The 19,591-nt window shown below is 54.3% G+C and carries 20 protein-coding genes; 6 read left to right on the top strand and 14 right to left on the bottom strand.

What is annotated here, in order from left to right; translation table 11 throughout:
- Positions 1-412: 412 nt before the first annotated feature.
- On the bottom strand, positions 413-1,093 hold the full coding sequence (locus tag ACR8BN_RS19385) for a type 1 glutamine amidotransferase domain-containing protein (RefSeq protein WP_434747736.1): 681 nt from the start codon (positions 1,091-1,093) through the stop codon (positions 413-415).
- A gap of 161 nt (positions 1,094-1,254) precedes the next feature.
- On the opposite strand from ACR8BN_RS19385, the gene ACR8BN_RS19380 reads away from it, so the two are divergent.
- A complete protein-coding gene (locus ACR8BN_RS19380) occupies positions 1,255-2,172 on the top strand; it encodes a LysR substrate-binding domain-containing protein (protein WP_083069838.1) in 918 nt (305 codons plus the stop codon).
- 109 nt (positions 2,173-2,281) lie between these two features.
- Positions 2,282-2,497, top strand: coding sequence for a YdgH/BhsA/McbA-like domain containing protein (locus ACR8BN_RS19375; protein ID WP_434747735.1), 216 nt, complete (start codon positions 2,282-2,284; stop codon positions 2,495-2,497).
- 63 nt (positions 2,498-2,560) lie between these two features.
- Here ACR8BN_RS19375 and ACR8BN_RS19370 read toward each other — a convergent pair whose 3' ends face one another.
- The 4 genes from ACR8BN_RS19370 to ACR8BN_RS19355 all read right to left on the bottom strand — a co-directional run bounded on the left by ACR8BN_RS19370 (position 2,561) and on the right by ACR8BN_RS19355 (position 7,718).
- Positions 2,561-3,763: an MFS transporter gene (locus tag ACR8BN_RS19370; protein WP_434747734.1), complete on the bottom strand. Its 1,203-nt coding sequence runs from the start codon at positions 3,761-3,763 to the stop codon at positions 2,561-2,563.
- A 166-nt stretch (positions 3,764-3,929) separates the two neighbouring features.
- Positions 3,930-4,670, bottom strand: coding sequence for a nitroreductase family protein (locus tag ACR8BN_RS19365; protein WP_039389726.1), 741 nt, complete (start codon positions 4,668-4,670; stop codon positions 3,930-3,932).
- Between the two features lie 83 nt (positions 4,671-4,753).
- Positions 4,754-6,130, bottom strand: coding sequence for a glycoside hydrolase family 10 protein (locus tag ACR8BN_RS19360; RefSeq protein ID WP_311967852.1), 1,377 nt, complete (start codon positions 6,128-6,130; stop codon positions 4,754-4,756).
- Positions 6,131-6,227: 97 nt separating this feature from the next.
- Positions 6,228-7,718 (bottom strand): PLP-dependent aminotransferase family protein, encoded by a 1,491-nt coding sequence (locus tag ACR8BN_RS19355; RefSeq protein WP_182687041.1) that lies wholly within the window; start codon positions 7,716-7,718, stop codon positions 6,228-6,230.
- Positions 7,719-7,828: 110 nt separating this feature from the next.
- On the opposite strand from ACR8BN_RS19355, the gene gabT reads away from it, so the two are divergent.
- A complete protein-coding gene (gene gabT, locus ACR8BN_RS19350; RefSeq protein WP_434747733.1) occupies positions 7,829-9,115 on the top strand; it encodes a 4-aminobutyrate--2-oxoglutarate transaminase in 1,287 nt (428 codons plus the stop codon).
- Positions 9,116-9,191: 76 nt separating this feature from the next.
- The gene (gene gabP / locus ACR8BN_RS19345; protein WP_109651458.1) at positions 9,192-10,607 is read left to right on the top strand and encodes a GABA permease; all 1,416 of its coding nucleotides are present in this window, start codon (positions 9,192-9,194) and stop codon (positions 10,605-10,607) included.
- A gap of 314 nt (positions 10,608-10,921) precedes the next feature.
- Here gabP and ACR8BN_RS19340 read toward each other — a convergent pair whose 3' ends face one another.
- The 3 genes from ACR8BN_RS19340 to ACR8BN_RS19330 all read right to left on the bottom strand — a co-directional run bounded on the left by ACR8BN_RS19340 (position 10,922) and on the right by ACR8BN_RS19330 (position 13,051).
- Positions 10,922-11,224: a type 1 fimbrial protein gene (locus tag ACR8BN_RS19340; RefSeq protein ID WP_434747732.1), complete on the bottom strand. Its 303-nt coding sequence runs from the start codon at positions 11,222-11,224 to the stop codon at positions 10,922-10,924.
- 487 nt (positions 11,225-11,711) lie between these two features.
- Positions 11,712-12,131, bottom strand: coding sequence for a bleomycin resistance protein (locus ACR8BN_RS19335; RefSeq protein WP_031594127.1), 420 nt, complete (start codon positions 12,129-12,131; stop codon positions 11,712-11,714).
- Positions 12,132-12,169: 38 nt separating this feature from the next.
- Positions 12,170-13,051, bottom strand: a complete 882-nt coding sequence (locus tag ACR8BN_RS19330) for a LysR family transcriptional regulator (RefSeq protein WP_031594128.1) — start codon at positions 13,049-13,051, stop codon at positions 12,170-12,172.
- 145 nt (positions 13,052-13,196) lie between these two features.
- Between ACR8BN_RS19330 and ACR8BN_RS19325 the strand changes: the two genes are divergently transcribed.
- Positions 13,197-14,048 carry a Vmh family MBL fold metallo-hydrolase gene (locus tag ACR8BN_RS19325; RefSeq protein WP_434747731.1) on the top strand — a complete coding sequence of 284 codons (852 nt, stop codon included), beginning with the start codon at positions 13,197-13,199 and terminating at the stop codon, positions 14,046-14,048.
- A gap of 90 nt (positions 14,049-14,138) precedes the next feature.
- Here ACR8BN_RS19325 and ACR8BN_RS19320 read toward each other — a convergent pair whose 3' ends face one another.
- From ACR8BN_RS19320 to ACR8BN_RS19305, 4 genes are all read right to left on the bottom strand, one after another.
- On the bottom strand, positions 14,139-14,810 hold the full coding sequence (locus tag ACR8BN_RS19320; protein ID WP_115388259.1) for a hypothetical protein: 672 nt from the start codon (positions 14,808-14,810) through the stop codon (positions 14,139-14,141).
- A gap of 209 nt (positions 14,811-15,019) precedes the next feature.
- Positions 15,020-15,334, bottom strand: coding sequence for a helix-turn-helix domain-containing protein (locus ACR8BN_RS19315; protein ID WP_109651448.1), 315 nt, complete (start codon positions 15,332-15,334; stop codon positions 15,020-15,022).
- The gene (locus ACR8BN_RS19310; RefSeq protein ID WP_069026837.1) at positions 15,327-15,671 is read right to left on the bottom strand and encodes a toxin; all 345 of its coding nucleotides are present in this window, start codon (positions 15,669-15,671) and stop codon (positions 15,327-15,329) included. The genes ACR8BN_RS19315 and ACR8BN_RS19310 overlap by 8 nt, the downstream gene beginning before the upstream one ends.
- Positions 15,672-15,760: 89 nt before the next feature.
- Positions 15,761-16,672 carry a LysR family transcriptional regulator gene (locus ACR8BN_RS19305; RefSeq protein ID WP_434747730.1) on the bottom strand — a complete coding sequence of 304 codons (912 nt, stop codon included), beginning with the start codon at positions 16,670-16,672 and terminating at the stop codon, positions 15,761-15,763.
- A gap of 97 nt (positions 16,673-16,769) precedes the next feature.
- Between ACR8BN_RS19305 and ACR8BN_RS19300 the strand changes: the two genes are divergently transcribed.
- Positions 16,770-17,828, top strand: a complete 1,059-nt coding sequence (locus ACR8BN_RS19300) for an SDR family oxidoreductase (protein ID WP_115758171.1) — start codon at positions 16,770-16,772, stop codon at positions 17,826-17,828.
- Between the two features lie 57 nt (positions 17,829-17,885).
- Here ACR8BN_RS19300 and rluF read toward each other — a convergent pair whose 3' ends face one another.
- Positions 17,886-18,764 carry a 23S rRNA pseudouridine(2604) synthase RluF gene (rluF, locus tag ACR8BN_RS19295; protein ID WP_434747729.1) on the bottom strand — a complete coding sequence of 293 codons (879 nt, stop codon included), beginning with the start codon at positions 18,762-18,764 and terminating at the stop codon, positions 17,886-17,888.
- 103 nt (positions 18,765-18,867) lie between these two features.
- Positions 18,868-19,338 carry a GNAT family N-acetyltransferase gene (locus ACR8BN_RS19290; RefSeq protein ID WP_031594134.1) on the bottom strand — a complete coding sequence of 157 codons (471 nt, stop codon included), beginning with the start codon at positions 19,336-19,338 and terminating at the stop codon, positions 18,868-18,870.
- Positions 19,339-19,591: the final 253 nt, after the last annotated feature.

The raw sequence follows: 19,591 nt of genomic DNA, 5'->3' as shown, positions 1-19,591 counted from the left end.
GGGTTATCTTAACTAACGAACAGTTTTAAAGAACAATGTTTAACAGAACCACCGACAAGTTCAACTCACAAATTTGTCGGGCCTTTTTACTTTACTCATAACGCTTTTGTTTCCGGTTTATCAGGGCAACTGCACGCCGCTGATGAGTCCTACTTTACGGATATAAAAAACGATGTCAACACTGGTTTTAAAAACATGTTTATATTTGCAGTGAATTTTTCAGGCAATAATTTTGCTTTGAAGCGCCCGTAAATTTATTATCAATGTTAAGAAAAATTGACCCCTAATCTATTCAACCTGAATAATTAAGCAGGTCACTATCTGCCCCGGCACTTAACTAAAGGAATAAAAAAAGGCGCCCGCAGGCGCCCTCAGAACTCAGAACTCAGAACTCAGCTTGCTGTAAAGAGCTTTATTTTGCCAGGCTTGCCAGTAAAACCTTCGCGGTCTCGGCTGATGAACCTGGGTTCTGACCGGTAATCAGCAAACCGTCCTGAACCGTGTAGGACTGCCAGTCATCGCCTCGTGAGTAGAGACCCCCGTTCTGTTTCAGCACATCTTCAACCAGGAACGGCACCACCTCTGTCAGGCCAACGCCCTCTTCTTCACTGTTCGTGAAGCCAGTGACTTTTTTCCCTTTGACCAGAGGCGTGCCATCAGCATTTTTCACATCACGCAGGACACCTGGAGCATGACAGACCAGCGCAACCGGTTTTCCCGCCTGCAGGGTTTTCTCAATCAGCGAAATGGAGTGTTTGTCGTTTGCCAGATCCCATAAAGGGCCATGGCCGCCTGGATAGAAAACGGCGTCAAATGCTTCCTGCTCAACAGTATCAAGCTTGACGGTCGAGGCCAGTACTGCCTGAGCAGCAGAGTCGGCATGGAAGCGGCGGGTCTCATCAGTCTGAGAATCGGGTTCATCACTTTTTGGATCGAGTGGAGGCTGTCCGCCCTTCGGTGAAGCCAGGGTAATCTCTGCGCCCGCATCAAGAAATGCATAGTAAGGTGCAGCAAGTTCTTCCAGCCAGAAACCGGTCTTCTTGCCAGTGGTGCCCAACTCATCATGCGAGGTCAAAACCATTAAAATTTTCATTTCCGCTCCATATAACAGTTAGTCGGTTTCAGGTGTAAGGATAGTCAGAACCAGCGTCTGAGCCGCCATCTTCTGCGTTGACCCGTTAATCATGGCGGGGTTACGAATATTTATGAAATTTATTTCTTCAATTTCAGTTATTCACATAGCATTATAGCTTAATGAAATACGATCTGAATTTACTGCCAGTTTTGCTGGTCATGATGGAGGAGCGCAACGTTACCCGCGCAGCGGAACGGCTTGGCATAACCCAGCCGGCACTTTCTAATGCATTAAACCGGCTGCGTGAAACGCTTAACGATCCGCTATTTATCCGCGAACGTTACGGGATGCGACCGACGCCGAAAGCGGAACAGCTGGCCCAGGTGGTCGGTGCTGCGCTGTCATCGATCGACAAGGTTATTCTTGGCCAGCAGGACTTTGATCCACTTAATGCCACCCGGCTCTTCACGCTTGCGCCTAACAGCTATGTAGAATTCATCATGATGCCTGCCATCGTGGCCCGCCTGAGGAGCTGTGCGCCCGGCATCCGACTCCGCCTCACTCCTTTTGGCAATGACGTCACTGAAACCGGTGTGATTTCAGGTAATACCGATATGGTGCTGGGTCGTATCGTGGAGCCGCCCGACAATCTCGTCGTTCAGCACCTGATGAATGAAGGTCTGGCCTGCGTGATACGCGCCGATCATCCACTGGTGGGCGAAAAGCTCAGCGCGGAGCAATATGAGCAGCTAAAGCACGTTAACGTTCTGCCGCCTGGCCGTATGCGTGCCGGTTTGTATCAGGCGCTTGAACAGCGGGGCCTGCGTCGTCAGGTTGCAGTCTCCGTCACACACTTTCTGGCCGTGCCGGAAATGATTGCGGTCACGGACTACTGCGCTACCCTGCCGCGTTTGATCTGTCAGCATCTTTCACGCGATCAGCGGCTCAGAATTGTTCCCGCGCCGGTTGACCTGGGCACCTTTCCGGTTGAAATGGGCTGGCATGCACGCTATCGCGACGATCCTGCCCATCGCTGGTTCAGGACGTTGATTACGGAGACGGCACAGTCACTGTCTGATCCGCAGATAAACAATTAGCACGATCACCATTTCCGCACTAATAGTTAACATTGATATCATAACCTGAGTTACTATTATTCCCATCGGAGGCAAACATCCTCCCAATTCATAACTCAGGAATATGACCATGAAAAACGTAAAAGCACTTTTAATCGCCGCACTCGCAACTCTTTCTCTGATCTCTTTTGGCAGCTTTGCCGAGAGCGTTTCTGTCACCTCATCCACACTGGATGGCGCAGAATCAAAAATCGCTGCTCAGGCTCAGGAACAGGGCGCGCAGTATAAAATTACGGAAGCGAACACCAACAACCGTGTTCACATGACCGCAGAACTGTATAAATAACGGATGGTCGCAAACGGATTTGCCAGAACAGGCTGCCCAATGGGCAGCCTTTTTTGTATTTGATCAGGCCAGACGGGCGGCTGGGGCGCTACTGGTGCGCCACCATAGAATCAGCGCTGCCAGCGCAATTGCGCCGAGTACCGCAAACGCAGTGCTGTAGGAATAACGTGCGGCGATCATACCCGTCATGGCGGGACTCAGCGCTGCACCTGCGCCCTGCATCAGCATAATAACGCTTTGCCCGGCGTTAACATGCCCCGTACCCCGCAGCAGGGAGACAATATAGCCTGGCACTGCCACACCGAGAATCCCGGCCGCAATACCATCCAGAACCTGAACCGGAATGACAAAAATCGGCCCGGCAAAGCCGGCGGCGAGAACCGCGCGCAGCGGTAATATCATCAGGGCGACCATGATAAACAGGCGATAGCCGTGCGTATCAACCCGCTTAGACACCCACAGCGCGACCGGGATCATCACCAGCTGGGAAATCACCACCGTTGCCGCCGCGTAAAGGCCCGGACTGACTGCCGCCTGGCCGCCCGCCGAGGCAACGCGCATGCTCAGCATCGGCAGCAGTGCGGCATTGGCAAGATGAAACAGCAGCAGCGTCACACCGGCGATCATCAGCGCCGGGTTTCGCAACAACATTGATAAGCGCAGCGCTGGCTGACGCTCCTCATGCGGTTCATAACCGCGCGCCACATCGTTATCGATCTCATTTCCGCGAATTGCCAGCGTAGCGAAAGCAGCGAAAATCGCCATTACCGTCATAAGAATGAAAACGGCACCCATACCCCAGTACCAGGCTGAAAAACCGGCCAGCAATGCAGCAATCGTATTACCGCCATGATTAAACGCCTCATTGCGTCCCATCTGCTGGTTAAAGCCGCGCTGACCCGTGAGTCCTAAGGTGATCCCCGCCACAGTCGGGCCGATAAACGCCGCAGCCAGGCCTGCTACAACCTGAGAGACCAACGCCGTCCAGGTCTGATTGCTGTACCACAGCAGCAGTGTGGCAACGGTAATCACCAGACAGCCCAGCAGCACAATGATTTTTTTATGGCGGGTCGCATCGGCGGCGATCCCTGCCGGCAGCGTGGCAAGTAATCCGGCGATGCCGCCACAGGTCATTACCAGACCGATTTCGTCGGGTCGCCAGTGTCGCTCCGTAAGAAAGATGCCCAGAAATGGCCCCAGGCCGTCGCGGACATCGGCCAGAAAAAAGCTCATTAAACAGAGCGCGTAGAGTGAACGCTGAGACATGTTATTTCCCTGGAAGATAAGTGTTAAAGGCGGTTGCGCTTCGGTTAAAAGGGAAATTATGTGTTACGACGTGGAAAGTCACCTTTCGTTATAGTAACAAAATGAAAAAGGCCACCCGTAAACAGTACGGATGGCCTTATGCTATTCACTCAATAACGAGAGCGAACTATTTATCTGTACCAAAACCCTGCTTCAGCAGTGCTGGCAGTACATCCGGGAAGTAGATGTTTTTATAGTAACCGCTGACGCTTTCGCTCCAGCTCTCACCGTCATTACGGCCAATCGTCTTCCAGTGCTGAACCATCTCATCGTTGTAGGCCGCAATCTGCTGCTCCAGACCCTGCGTCTGGTAAGTCTCATCATGGCGGAACGTCGCCAGAGGCAGACGTGGTTTCTGATGAGCCGGTTCATCTACGTGACCGATTACCACCCCCGCCACCGGGAAGGTCAGCGGCGGCAGCTCCAGCAGTGAAATCATCGCCTGTGGGTCGCGACGGATACCGCCAATTGGCACAATCCCCAGACCTTCGGCACGCGCAGCCGCCATTACCGACCCCAGCGCGATACCGATATCGGTAGAACCCGAAACGATACTCTCAATGCTCTGATGAGCGATCTGCTGTTGATCGACCGCGGCCATTCCCACGGCTGATTTATGCATATCCAGCACAAAGGTAATAAACACCGGTGCTTTGGCAATCCACGGCTGACCGCCAGCAATGGCGGCGATCTGTGCGCGACGTCCGGCATCACGCGTGATCACCACAGAAACCTGCTGCGAGTTTACTGATGTCGGTGCGCGATAAGCGGTACTGATAATCCGATCCAGCACAGCTTCATCGACAGGTTGCTCAGTGAAACTACGTTCACTTTTGTGACTTGTAAAAATATCAATCAGTTCGCTCATGGTTCCTCCCATATAAAGTGCAAGAATAGCAGCAAGTCACAGGGAAAAACTTAACCGCACTGGTCATGCTGTCGCGGCGTTTCTCAGCCTCCCCAGCGGCTTTTAAGATAGCTTACCGCCTGCTGAGTCTGCGGCTGATTCAGATAGTTCTCTCTGAACAGAATCGTGCCATCAATATTGGGATTCGATTCATTAAGATCGAGCTGCTTTTTCAGCTCCGGTACGCCACCCTGCTGTGCCCAGTCAGGCTCAATTTTTGACGGCTCGCCCACTTTATAGAGAGCAAGGCCGATGTAGAGCCGGGTTTTGGTCGGTTTAACAACCTCTGCCCACCAGTTTGCCAGCACGTCGTAACGGGCCGCCTGACGGGAAAAAGGCCAGTAGAGCTGAGGCGCAATGTAATCCAGCAAGCCCTGCTGCACCCAGCGGCGGGTATCGGCAAAAGCTTCATCATATGCTGCCGCTCCGCGAGTATCGGAACCGGCAGGATCATGCGAAAGATTACGCCAGACGCCCGCAGGACTGACACCAAACTCCACCTCCGGCTTCAGTTGTTTGATGGTATGTGACACCTGCTCAATCAATTGCTGAGTATTGTGACGCCGCCAGTCCGCTTTGCTGGCAAATCCCTGACCGTAGCGGCTGAAGGTCTGATTATCGTTGAGCAGCGAACCGGCAGATTCCGCATAGAAGTAGTCATCGAACTGCACACCGTCGATGGGATAGCGCGCCACCACCTCGGCCACAATACTGGTGATCCAGTCACGCGCCTCAGGGATACCCGGATCGAGCACATAGCGATCGCCTGCAGTGCGGATCCAGTCGCGATGCAGCACAAAAACGCTGGCCGGATGCAGTGACAGCGTGCGGTTCAGTTCGCTGACGGTAGACGATTTAGTGTTTACCGACACCCGGTAAGGGTTGAACCAGGCATGGACTTTGATACCGCGCTTATGCGCCTCATCCAGCATAAACTGCAGCGGATCATAGCCCGGATCTTCACCAATTTTTCCTGTCAGCATATCTGACCATGGGAGGATTTTTGAGGGCCAGAGCGCCGTGGCATCTGGCTTCACCTGGAAAAATACTGTGTTGATGCCCAGGCTTTTCAGCTTATCCAGCTTGTCGATCAGCGATTGCTGCTGCTGGCGGATACGCTGCGCCGGACTGGTGCCATTCACCGACGCAACGGGCGGCCAGTCAAGACGCGAAACCGTGGCTAACCAGACGCCCCGCATCGGTTCCTGCGCCTGAGGTTGTGCTGGCTTGCCGGGCGTCGGTAACGGCTGTTTCGTCACAGGCGGAAAAGGAGTGACCAGCGATTTCGGCGGCTCGGATGCGCAACTGACCAGCAACAACGCGGCAGCCAGCGCGGCGCCTCGCTTAATAGCCGCACGGGCCGGTGCAGTAAAGGGATTAAAGGCGATGATAGACTCCGGTATTGTCTGGTCGGGGCGCAAAGAGGAGTATTCTCGGTGACTCTGATTAAATGTCAATGCGTTAGCACTGAGGCGGCAGTAAAACCGCCCTCCTTCAAAATAAGCGCCCCTGAACCCGCTAGCGCTGCGGAGTGAATACCATTCCGGCGGACGCAAGACAGGCTTTGAGAGTGCCAAACGCATCCTGACACTGCCGCTCATTGACGCAGGCGTAACCCAGCAGCAATCCGCGCGCCTCCTGAGGGTGCATATAATATTGCGAAAGTGGCCGTACTTTGACGCCGCGCTTCAGCGCCTCCGCGGCTATCGCCACGTCATCCGCGCCTGCTGGCAGCGGGATCACCAGATGCAGCCCCGCTTCATGATTGAATGCCGGTAAAAAGGCTGGCCCCAGATAGCGCTCGATCAGCCGGCAGAGAAACTGCCGCCGTTGGCGGTAAAGCAGGCGCATCCGGCGGATATGCTCCATGTAATGGCCCAGCCGGATAAACTCCGCCAGCGCACGCTGAATCAGCAGATGTCCGCCGCGATAGAGTTCTGCCGCGGCGATGCGCAACGGCTGTGCCAGCGGTTTCGGCACCACCATGTAGCCAATGCGCAGCGCGGGATAGAGCGTTTTGCTGAACGTTCCCATGTAAATGACCGGCGCATCCGCTTCCAGCCCCTGCAGTGAGGGATGAGGCTGGCCGGAAAAACGAAATTCGCTGTCGTAGTCATCTTCCACAATCCAGCTCTGATGGCGTCGAGCCAGAGAGAGCAATGCCTGACGACGGGCCAGGCTCAGATGCACACCCAGCGGATATTGATGAGAGGGCGTCACAAACACCATCCTGGGTGGCGGGCCGCTGTCCGGCACCAGTCCCTGCTCATCCACGGGCATCGCCCGAATCTTCAGGCCATTCATGCGCAGCAGATTGCGTGTTCCCCAGTAGCCTGGCTCCTCCATCCAGACCCGATCGCCAGGATCGCACAACACCCGCGTCACCAGATCAACCGCCTGATGAACCCCTTCGGTGATCAGGATCTGGTCAGCATCGGCCCGCACTGAGCGTGCCACCCGCAGATAATCCACCAGCGCATGGCGCAGATCGGGACAGCCACCGCCGCTGCTGTAGACCAGGCGGTGAACGTCAGGCTCACGGTTCAGACGCGCCTGAATCTGACTGAACAGCTTGTGGGGAAATTCGGTCACATCGGGCGCACCGGGGACAAACGCGCCCCACTGATAAGGCGATGCTGTAGCGTGCCCCAGCAAACTGGCGCCCCGCTTCGACAGCGTCGCCGGTCGTTGCGCCTTCACCGCCTGAAGGTCGGCTATCGCATCACTCTGCAGAGAGTTTTCCGGCAGCGTCTCTGCAATCCAGGTGCCGCTGCCGGTCCGCGCAGTGACATAGCCCTGAGCCATCAGACTCTCATAAACATGCATAACCGTGTTTCGCGACACACCCAGTTCGCGCGCCAGATCGCGGGTTGGCGGCAAACGGCTTCCGCGCGGAAACACCTCTTCAGCGATCGCGGCCTGCATGCAGTTCAGTAGCCGCTGATGTAATGAGCCAGTTCTTATAAACTGTAACCGCGCTAATAGATGATCTGCGTATAAGAGTCGCAATTGGCTCCACCTTTCCTCTGACAATTGGCTCTGGCAACTCACCACGCCTCAGGCATAAATAAACGTGTTTGTCGGGAATTGTAAACACGCATATTAACGAGGTGGAATAAATGAGCGAAAAAAATAACCTGTTGCAGCAGCGCAAAGCACAGGCTCTCCCCAAAGGTATCGGTACGCTGTGCGACTGGTACGTTGCCCGGGCAGAGAACGCCACCTTATGGGATCAGGATGGGAACAGCTGGATTGATTTCGCTGGCGGCATCGCGGTACTGAACACCGGCCACCGCCATCCACGCATTGAACAGGCGATTGCCGATCAATTAACAAAGTTTACCCATACGGCTTTTCAGATCACCCCTTACGAAAGCTACATCGCACTGGCCGAGCGTATTAATCAGCGGGTTCCCATCGCCGGTGCGGCGAAAACGGCCTTCTTCACCACCGGGGCGGAAGCGGTAGAGAATGCCGTTAAAGTGGCGCGTGCCTATACCCGCCGTCACGGCATCATCACCTTTGGTAACGCATTCCATGGCCGCACCTTTATGACCATGGCGATGACCGGAAAAGTGGCGCCCTATAAGCGGGATTTCGGCCCGATGCCGCCGTCAGTCTTCCATGCACGCTATCCCAGTGCGGTTCAGGGGATTAGCATCGAGGCGGCACTGACCAGCCTTGAAGAAATTTTTACGCAGGACATTGCGCCTCATGACGTCGCCGCAATCGTGCTGGAGCCGGTGCAGGGCGAAGGTGGATTCCATGCGGCACCCGCAGAGTTTATGGTGCAGTTGCGGGGGCTGGCTGACCGGCACGGCATTCTGCTGATTGCGGATGAAGTCCAGAGTGGATTTGCCCGTACCGGCAAACTGTTTGCCATGGAACACTACCCGGTGAAGGCCGATATCATCACTATGGCGAAAAGCCTGGCAGGCGGGATGCCGCTCTCCGCGGTCGCCGGTCGTGCAGAGGTGATGGATGCACCTGCACCAGGTGGTCTGGGCGGAACCTATGCCGGCAACCCGCTGGCTATCGCCTCGGCCCATGCGGTGCTGGATGTGATAGAAGAGGAGCAGCTCTGCCAGCGCGCCGTTGATCTCGGTGCCCGGCTTGAAGCAGAACTCCAGGAACATCATCGCAAACATCCGGATATTGCTGAAGTGCGTGCGCTGGGTTCGATGGTGGCGATGGAGTTCTATCAGGCCAGCACCGCGCAGGCGGTTCAGAAGATGGCGATGGAACAGGGCTTGCTGCTGCTGACCTGCGGAGCCAAAGGCAACGTCATCCGCTTCCTCTATCCGCTCACCATTCCGGATGCCCAGTTCAGCCAGGCGCTGACCATTCTCTCCACGGTGATCGATCACTGTGTCGCACCCGCCGGACATCCCGTCGTCCCGGCCTGATTTCGCTGACGCGTTAACGCAAGTTCATCCCCGTTCGTCCGGCCATCCAGGCCGGACGTCGACAGGAGACGTTTACATGACGATGACTCAGAGTGCGAATGCAGATTCGCTGGCTCAAAACCTGAAACCGCGCCACGTGCGTATGCTCTCAATTGCGGGCGTGATTGGCGCCGGGCTGTTTGTTGGCTCAGGCCATGCTATTTCTGAAGCGGGCCCAGCGGTGTTGATCTCTTATGCCGCCGCCGGTGCGCTGGTGGTCCTGATTATGCGGATGCTGGCCGAGATGGCCGTCGCCTCACCAGATTCAGGCTCTTTCTCAACCTACGCCGAGAAAGCGCTGGGACGCTGGGCCGGGTTTACCATCGGCTGGCTCTACTGGTGGTTCTGGGTGCTGGTGATCCCGCTGGAAGCCAATGCGGCGGGAACCATTCTTCATGCCTGGTTCCCCGCTGTCGCCATCTGGCAGTTCACGTTTGCTATCACCCTGTTGCTGACCATTACTAATCTGCTCAGCGTGAAAAATTATGGTGAGTTTGAGTTCTGGTTTGCATTGATCAAGGTCGTTGCCATCATCCTGTTCCTGGGCGTGGCAGGTGCGGCAGTGTTTGGTCTGCTGCCTGACAGTAATACCAGCGGCCTGTCGCATCTCTATGACACTCACGGATTTATGCCGAATGGCATCGGCGCGGTCGTGGCTGCCATCCTGACCACCATGTTCTCTTTTATGGGCACAGAAATTGTCACGATTGCCGCCGCAGAGTCGAAGAATCCCGGTAAGCAGATTACTCAGGCGACTAACTCCGTCATCTGGCGTATTGCGCTGTTCTATCTGCTGTCGATTTTCTTTGTGGTGGCGCTGGTGCCGTGGAATGCGCCAGGACTGGTTGAACAGGGTTCATGGCAGACGGTGTTACAGGCGATGAACATCCCGCACGCCCGACTGATTGTCGATCTGGTGGTGCTGATGGCGGTGTGCAGTTGTCTTAACTCGGCGCTTTATACCTCTTCGCGCATGCTCTACTCCCTTTCACGCCGCAAAGATGCACCGGCGGCTGCCTCACGCACCAATCGCAGCGGCACGCCGTGGATTGCGGTACTGCTCTCTACCGCGGCTGCATTTCTGGCGGTGATCGCCAATTATCTGGCGCCCAGCGTGGTGTTTGAATTTTTACTGGCCACGTCGGGAGCGATTGCACTGCTGGTCTATCTGGTGATTGCCGCGTCCCACCTGGTGCTGCGTAAAAAGCGCGAGAAAGCGGGTGAAGTCCTGAGTTACCGGATGTGGTTATTTCCTGGCCTGACGTGGGTCACTATCCTGTTTATCGTCACGGTGCTGGTGATCATGTTGTTTGATGCGAAACATCAGGCTGAATTACTGGCAACCGGCGGTTTAACGCTGCTGATTATTACCACCAGCCTGGTGCTGCGTCGTAAAAAGGAGAAGCGGCAGAGCACAAAGTACTTTACTCAGCGATCTTCTGACTCTTACTGACCTTCACGGAAGCTTTTATAAATGAAACCCACCTTTGAAAACAGAGGTGGGTTTTTTCTGCATATCAACAGATGCAACGTGTGTTAACCCTCAATTATGCAGGGGTTTAATAAGATGCGCACATTATCTGATGATCAATCCGGCAAACTGAATTCCCCGATGCTGACTTAAAATTTCACAAAAGATACTTTACTGGCTCTTAGTGACTTAATGATAAACCCTGTGTTGGCTATGGGTTTATATCTTTACTTTCTATGTCACCGTTGCTGCTAAGGCATTTCACTGTCGTTCAGAATAAAACTTCAGGAGAAGCGTTAAAGATAGGTAACGTAAAGTATCCCTTTGCTCTTTTCAGGATTTAACCAATGCATTTTTACTTCCAGGGATAGTTTGGTCAGCAATTCGGGATTCATCAGGTCAGCAGTAGTAACCACAGCCTTACCACTGGCGGGATCATAACAGTCAAACACCACAGGATTTTTTCCGACATTCATATTACATGAACCATTGGTAATGGCTCCGCTGAAAGTAATAGTGCCTGAGTTTGAATCAGCAACAACAGGCCCGGCCAAAGCTATCAGTAGCGTGCTAGTGCAGACAGATAAAAAAGATTTCATTGTGCGTCCTCCTGAGTATGTATCACCTGTTATCGGCTCACATCCTCAAAGATTAAGTGCTAAGTAAAAGAATAAATGTAAATGTACTGGCGCTTAGCCCAATGAAATCCCTTAAAAACCTTTGTTGAGAATAATCCTAATCCAGCCAGCTAACGAAAGTGTAGACCATCGCTGGATAAATTTTCTTTCTTACATTATTTTTTTATTATGGCCTTGTAGCAGCAAATCACGGCCGCCTGTGACTTAATGACGCTTTGCAATAGTTAACACGCTTTTCATTAGCGCCTTCCGTTAGTGGAAAAGGTCATGATTAATGTGACGGTGGTAAACAGCAGGTAACTCTTCGCGCTTTAGATGACTTTACTACGCTGCTATTAAAGGCTTCCGTTGATCATGATTGAACAGTCAATATAAAAACATCCGAAGAGAATGTTTATTATACTCAAGCTATTCTCCTGCTGATTAATATTGCCAATACACGTTCAGCTTATTCCAGATACTGGCTGAAACGCAGCAGATAACCATCGGGGTCCTGCACCAGAAACTCCCGCTGACAGGCGGTGGTCTCACCGGTGTCGTAATAGTTATCCCGTAACGCCCGAAAGAGCGGAACGGCATGCTGCTGCAAACGGGTCAGCACAGCCTGAACATCATCGACCTCAATCTGGAAATTAATACCCCGCCCCAGAGGCCAGCGCAGATCGGCTATGTTCCAGCCCTGCGGATGGAACTGCTCAATCATCAATTGCGCCTCTCCATAGCAGAGGTAAGCAAAATCAGGCTGCTGGCGCTGAATTCTCACACTGAACCCCAGCACCACGGTGTAAAAATGCAGCGAAGCGGTAAAGTCAGTGACGGTCAGTTCTGGCACCATAGGGTTCCAGTAAAGGGTTTGATTATCACTCATAGTAAGATCTCATTTTTATCGATTACACTCCCCTCTGATCACCGGCTCTTGATTCTGCTTTGCAGTTCATCCAGCATCAACCGCAGTGCGGCAGACTGGTGTTCACGCGACAGGTAAAGCCCCCATATGCCTATGCGTTGTGGCTCATAATCGGGCAGTAATTTTACCAGCTTCCCTGCTTCCAGTGCGTGGCGAGCCTCCTGCTCAGGCACCATCGCTATCCCGCAGTGCGCTATCGCCGCGTCACACAACAGTGAAGAGATACCTGCACTGAAATTTCCTCTCACGGCAACCGCGATTTTCTCCCCGCCAGCCGCCGTGAAATGCCAGCTCTGTCCGGCAAAGCGACTGTAGTAGAGGCAGTTATGCTGAGCCAGATCGTCCGGGGTTTCCGGGTTACCCCGCGCCTTAAGATACTCAGGTGAGGCGCAGAGTACCGAGTGACATTCGCCAAGACGGCGTGCGATCGCCCCCGGCTCTGGCGAGTCGGTGATGCGAATAGCGAGATCGATACGCTCACCAATCAGGCTTACTGGCTGATTGTTAATTTCCAGCTCAATGCGCAGTGCCGGATAACGCGTCAGAAAATCGGGGATCACCGGGCCGACAAGATGAAGAGCCGTAAAGTGGGCGCAGGCGATGCGAAGCGTTCCGGCCGGTACGCCCTGAGTGGTTTCCTGCTGGATCGCCTCTGAGAGCAGGGCCAGCTGACGGGTTTTTTGCAGGATCGCCTCACCGGCAGGCGTAAGGGTCAGCTGGCGCGAAGAGCGATGCAGCAGACGCGTTCCCGCCCACTTTTCCATCTCCTCCAGATAACGGCTGACCATCGGTCGGGATATCCCGAGCGATCGTGAGGCGGCACTCAGGCTGCCCAGTTCACATATCCGGTTGAAAACGGCTGCCGCCGTGACTCTGTCCATCCACTTCACCTGTTCGGATCATGAAACTCAGCATCTCTGATTGCGGGAATTCTAACAGATAGCCAGATGCGTAGAATAGCGCCACTGATACTGAACATCGCCCATTACGCCTGCCTGATCGGGCATTTATCTCTGAGGATCCTCAATGAAAATTAAGTTTTTACCTGTGATGCTGGTGCTGGCCTCGGCCTCCGCCAGCGCGGCCACCCTGCAACTGCAAACCTATAATCCGCAGGAAAAGGGCATCTTTGCCGTCTCCTCGACGCTGGTTACCGGGCCAACCGAAGCGATTCTGTTTGATGCCCAGTTCAGCACCCAGGACGGTGAAAAACTGGCAGAGATGATTAAAAAGAGTGGAAAAACGCTAAAGGAAATTGTGATCACTTCTGGCGATCCCGATTTCTACTTTGGTCTGGAGCCGATTGTTAAAGCCTGGCCGGACGTGAAGGTGGTTGCTGCGCCTGCGGTGGTGAAGCATATCCAGCAGACGCATGACGCCAAGCTGAAATACTGGGGTCCACAGATGAAGCAGGGCGCGCCGGATAAGGTGTTTGTGCCTGAAGTGACCCATCAGACCCGCTTTAGCGTCGACGGCGAGGTGCTGGAGCTGCGTCATCCGGAGCAATACGCGGCTTATATCTGGATCCCGTCTGCGAGCACCATTCTGGGCGGTACCGCCCTCTCCTCGGACATTCATGTCTGGACGGCTGACACTCAGACCGTTCAGAGCCGCGCTGAATGGCGTCATATCCTGACAGAAATGCAGACGCTGAACGCGAAGAATGTGATTCCGGGTCACTATCTTGGTGCCCGTCCGGCCGGTTCACAGGCGGTGGATTTCACCCTGAATTATCTGAAGAGTTTTGAAGCGGCGCTGGCGCAACATAAAACCTCAGCGCAGGTGATTACCGCCATGAAAGCCGCCTGTCCGAAACTGGCAGAACCGGCTTCACTGGAACTCAGCGCCAAAGTCAATACCGGCGAGATGAAGTGGTAAACCCCGCTGAGAGGTCAGCTGACTACCGGGTTTGCAACGTTTAAGCAGACCCGGCTGAAATCATTGACCTGATCTAAAGATGCCCGGGCGCTATCTTTTCGCCAGATAGCGCCTGTCATCGCGTGCCTGCAACCGCGCCTCCGCCGGTGTGGGGAAGATATAGTGAAACAGATCGCGGTAAAAACTCAGATGCTTCAGCAATCCTTCCTGTATGGATTTACTGATGTCTTTGATCAGAAATTCCTGGGTCGTGCTGAAGTTAGTCACGCTAAAAAAGGTTTTGTCATAGACGTTGACCACGCCTTCCCATTTCATCACCTGCTCTTCCGGGGAAGCCCCTTCAGAGGCAACAAATATCCCTTTATGGGATTTCACCCCCTGCTTACTGACATAGGTAGTTAACGCATCATAGCCGCGCTTGTTACGCCAGCGGCAGAATTCGTAGGGCACATCGTAATGGGGCAGCACAAAGTCCGGACTCCGAAAATGTTCATCACCAATTAACCCATCCAGCGTGACCGTGAAATGCAGGAAATCCTGCAGGAAGTCGAACTGGCGGGTTTTAGTCAGTGTGACATTAATAGTGTAGTGACCTGCATGCACATACCAGTAATTGGTAAAGCCGGTGACCAGAATACAGAACGCCTGCCAGTCACTGAGTCTTCGATCCCCCGCCAGCCCCCTGAAACGACTGATCATCATCCGTGATTTGGGATGCTGATACGCTTTCAGCAGCGGATCGTTCATACCTTTCAGTAACATCAGGCACACTCCTTGATAGATTGCGCTTATCCTGCCACGCCCTGATCAGGGTGAAAAGTGTCGTTGGTCTGAATGTGACCCCTATTAAAATCTGGCGGGTGGCGTTGAACGGACTGCGGGATCGGGGGAGAGGGGTTTTAAATTCTTCAGAGAGGGTAAACCGGAGGCATCCATAATGAAACAGGATGCCAGCCATACGGGCTGGCTTGTCAGAGCTTGGCGAGCGTCTTCAGCGTTTCTGGGTTCTGCTGCACCATGCGGATCAGTAAAACAGCCTGGGCGTTAGGTCTTGCCCTGCCCTGTTCCCAGTTTTGATATGTCGTTTCGCCAGTATGAAGATAATGGGCGAATACGGCCTGTGAGAGGTTCAGTTTTTCGCGTACGTCGCGTAACTCCTGCGGCGCAATAGTTACAGGGGCACGCTTAGTGACCTTATAACTCTTAAGCGTAATTTTGCCCTCCTGATGATCCCTAAGCTCCTGCATACCCGTCATCAGTTCACTGAAGATATCGCGTTCAGTCATGTCTCAGCCCTTTTTTGATCACATTCAGCGCGGTCGCCAGGGCATCACGCTGTTGCCTGGTCAAATCGTCGCGTTGATCTTTATCGTAGATGGTAAACAGGATGAATTGGCCTTGTGTGTTGGTCCAGTAATAGATAACCCTGATCCCGCCACGTGCGCCCTTGTGTCGGCGCTCATCCCTGAAGCGAACTTTACGCAGTCCACCGGTATCGGGTATCACATCGCCCTTCTCAGGGTCAGCCAGCAACATGTTCTGAAACAGCCTGTACTGATCATCATTCAGATAATCAGCACGGTATTTCTGGAAGCTGGAAAGTTCAATGAATAGTGCGTCCATGTGCTGAGTATTTCCCTGTCCCCAACCTGGGCATACTTTACCCCTGAGTCAGGTGCATTTCAATCAGACCTGATTTTTTCTTCACCACATCAGATGAGTTTCTGCCCTGTTCCCTGCAACCCCACCAGTACCTCACTTAAGTGCGTGACCAGCTTCCGCACTTTATCCGGGATAAAGCGGGCATCGGGAAACACAGCATAAAGATAGCGGTCGGGAAGCCGCCAGTCCGGTAAAACCCGCACCAGTCGGCCGGATGCCAGCGCGTCTGCGCCGATAAGCTTTTGTAACCCGCCGATCCCCAGCCCCGCTTCAAGGGCCAGCATCAATGCATCACTGTTGTTAGAACGAAATGCACTTTCCACCGGCACAGACACCCTCGCGGTCGCGGACACCAGCTGCAGCGGCGCATCGGGCGACACGCCGCTAAAACGTATGTGGGGATGGTGCTGCAGGTCACTGGGGGCTTGCGGCGTGCCGTTTCGCGCTATCCACTCAGGGGAAGCCACCAGCACGGTTTCAACCGTAGTGAGTGAACGGGCAGCCAGTGTAGCGGGCGGTGATTCGCTGAGGCGGATCGCCACATCAACGCCTTCACCAATGAGATCCGACAGGCGATCCTCCAGCGCAATATTCAGACGCAGCGCGGGATGCGCCTGCTGGAATGCAATCAGATGCGGCATAAGCCGCTGCCCGATGCCGCTCGGCAGTTGCATATAGAGTTTGCCGTGCAGAGGCTGCGATTCAGGCCGTAGTTGCTGCTCCAGCTCTTCCATCGCGCTGAGCAGTTGCCTGACCTGCTGCAGATAATGCTGACCCTGCTCCGTCAGCGCCATTTTTCGTGTGGTGCGGTGCAGCAACACCACCCCCAGCGCCTCTTCAAGCGCGGCGATCTGCTGGCTTACCGCAGACTGCTTCATGCCGTTTTGCCGGGCCGCCGCCGAAAAAGATCCCGCTTCCGCCACCCGGATGAAGGTCTGAATCGCATTCAGTTTGTTCTGCATTTATTGATTTTCCTGATAAGTGACATCCGGTTCAGGGGATTTAATCAGAAATAAACGCAGGTGAGAATGCGGCTTCTCTCTTAACAGGGCAATGATCATGAAAACGACGCAGGATAAGAAGGTTGCGCTGGTGGCGGGTGCCAGCGGGATTGTCGGTCAGCAACTGAGTCAGGCACTGGTAGCAGACCACTGGCAGGTCAAAGCACTGACGCATCGGTCAGACTATGCACTCAGCGGAACAGAGGTTATTGCGGTTGATCTGCGCGATAGCCAGCAGTGCCAGCAACGGCTGGCATCACTCACCGACGTCACGCATATCTTTTACAGCGCCTGGCTGAACGCTTCTGACTGGGGAACCATGGTCGGGCCGAATCTTGCCATGCTGCAAAATCTGGTTCAGACCATGGAGGATGTTGCCCCACTTGAGCATGTCAGCCTGATGCAGGGATACAAAGTGTATGGCGCCCATCTCGGACGCTTTAAAACGCCGGCGCGGGAAAGCGATCCCGGCGTACCGGGTGCTGAGTTTAACGCCGCGCAGCTGAACTGGCTGAGCGCACAACAGCACGGTAAAGCCTGGCACTGGAGTGCGCTGCGGCCCGGTGTGGTCGGCAGTGACAGGCCGGGCAACAGCATGAACCTGGCGCTGAGCCTGGCGCTGTACGCCTCAATCTGTCGCGCGGCGCGGCTGCCCTTACGCTTTCCCGGTTCGCCGGAAACCTGGCACAGTATGGTCGATTTTACCGATGCCACTCTGCTGGCCGACGCGACGATCTGGGCCGCACGCACTTCTGACGCACGCAATCAGGCGTTTAATATCAACAATGGCGATCTCTGGCGCTGGAGTGAGCTGTGGCCGGTCATTGCAGCTTGGTTTGAACTGGAGATCGCGCCGCCGGTTTCGCTGTCTTTCCGGCAGCTATTTCAGGATTATCGTGCGCTGTGGCAGGAAATCGCCGCTGCAAACGCGCTGATCCAGCCCGATATTCTGGCGCTCAGTGATGGTGCCTTCGCTGATTTTGTTTTTGGCTGGGATTACGACATGTTTGGCGACGGCAGCAAGCTGCGGCGGGCGGGATTCCACGGTTATCGCGCAACAGATAAGATGTTCTGCGATCTGTTTGCCCGCTTCCGGGCGGCCCGGATCATTCCGTAATGATCCGCTGATTACAGATGCAGAGAGCAGGAAAGTCGCTCTCTGCATCGGGCCATCTTAGCGCCCTTTCTTCTTACGTCCCGGCTGGACAAAACGCTTGCGCGAGGCACCGTTAGCATCCGCTTTTTCAGCGGGTTTCGCCGCACTCTTCTGCGGTTTTTTGGCGGCGGCCGGTTTCGCCGGGGCTTTAGCTTTCTTCGCAGGTTTATCTTCTGAGGAGGAGTTCTCCAGCAGTTTAAACAGCTCAACGAGTTCGTCGTCAGTGAGATCGCGCCATTCACCCAGCGGTAATCCCTTGAGATTGACGTTCATGATGCGGGTGCGCTCAAGCTTCGTCACTTCAAAGCCAAAATGCTTACACATGCGGCGGATCTGGCGATTCAGCCCCTGAACCAGCGTGATGCGGAAGACAAACGGCGCTTCTTTCTTCACTTTGCACTTTTTGGTCACGGTGCCCAGCATCGGCACGCCCGCGCTCATTCCGGCAATAAACACATCGGTGATCGGCTTGTCGACCGTAACGACATACTCTTTTTCGTGGTTGTTACCGGCCCGCAGGATCTTGTTGACCAGATCACCGTGGTTGGTAAGGAAAATCAGGCCCTGAGAATCTTTATCGAGGCGGCCAATCGGGAAGACGCGCTTGCTGTGATTGACGAAATCGCTGATGTTATCGCGCTCGCCCTCTTCCATGGTGGTGATAATCCCCACCGGCTTATTCAGGGCAATCAGCACCAGATCGTCTTCATCGCGCGGCTCGATAAGCTGACCATTGACCTTCACCACATCGCCTGCAAATACCTGCGCGCCCACAGTGGCGCGTTTGCCGTTAATGAAAACGTTGCCCTGCTCGATGTAACGATCGGCGTCACGACGGGAGCAGATGCCGCTCTCGCTGATGTATTTATTAAGACGAGTTGATGAGTCAGTCAGCATGATTCCTCCAAAAAACGCGGACTATACCTTACCGGCGGGGGCTTGCGAAGTCTTTGCACCGGAAACTTTTGCCGCTCGTTGTCAGCCCGATGATTGTCCGTAATTACAGGTCAATCTCCATCGCCATACAGCGCAACGCGCAACCCGCCAGCTTTGACGGATAAAGACTTTCTCCCAGCTGCCGGAAGCCATGCTGCTGATAAAAGCTCACGGCGTTCGGCGTTGACTCGAGCGTCAACCGGCGATAGCCACGCTGCAGCGCCTCCGCTTTAATCGTGTCGATGATCAGCCCCGCCATTCCCTGTCCGGCGAAGCCGGGCAGCGTAAAAATGGCTTCAACGCTCGCGGCGGCGAGATCCAGCGATCCCATAGCAACCGGCACGCCGTCCGGGCCATCAATCACGAAGAAGGGATTCACGCGGATCATCGCGGGAAAACTGGCGGGCATCCGGTCCGGCGTCCAGGCGGCAAGGACATCGGATGGATAGGCGTGCTGGCAGCCATGACGGATGGCCAGATTTCTGATGTTCCATAAATGGTGCGCCTCTTCGGGCGATGCCTGTCTGACAATCATAGTGCCCTCCGGCTTCTGAACAGAGCCGCTACGTTATCACATCGCTTTGCGGCTATCTGCGAATACCGCCGGGTTCTGACGGCCGTAGCCTCTCCGCAGTTACGCGCGGTCATGAAGCGCTGCTGCATCAGCAACCGGACTGTTTCCGTGTTGCTGCATTTGCAACAGCTTGCTTATGCAAACTGGATTTTAATTCATTAATTTCAATCATTTAATCTCTGGCACGGTTACTGCTTAGTTTTTTCTTTTATAT

Origin of the sequence: Pantoea sp. Lu_F5_004 (genome assembly GCF_051136245.1) — a bacterium.
Classification (GTDB): domain Bacteria; phylum Pseudomonadota; class Gammaproteobacteria; order Enterobacterales; family Enterobacteriaceae; genus Pantoea; species Pantoea agglomerans.
Note: the sequence above shows the minus strand (reverse complement) of the source record. Positions and strands in the feature narration are given on the sequence as shown.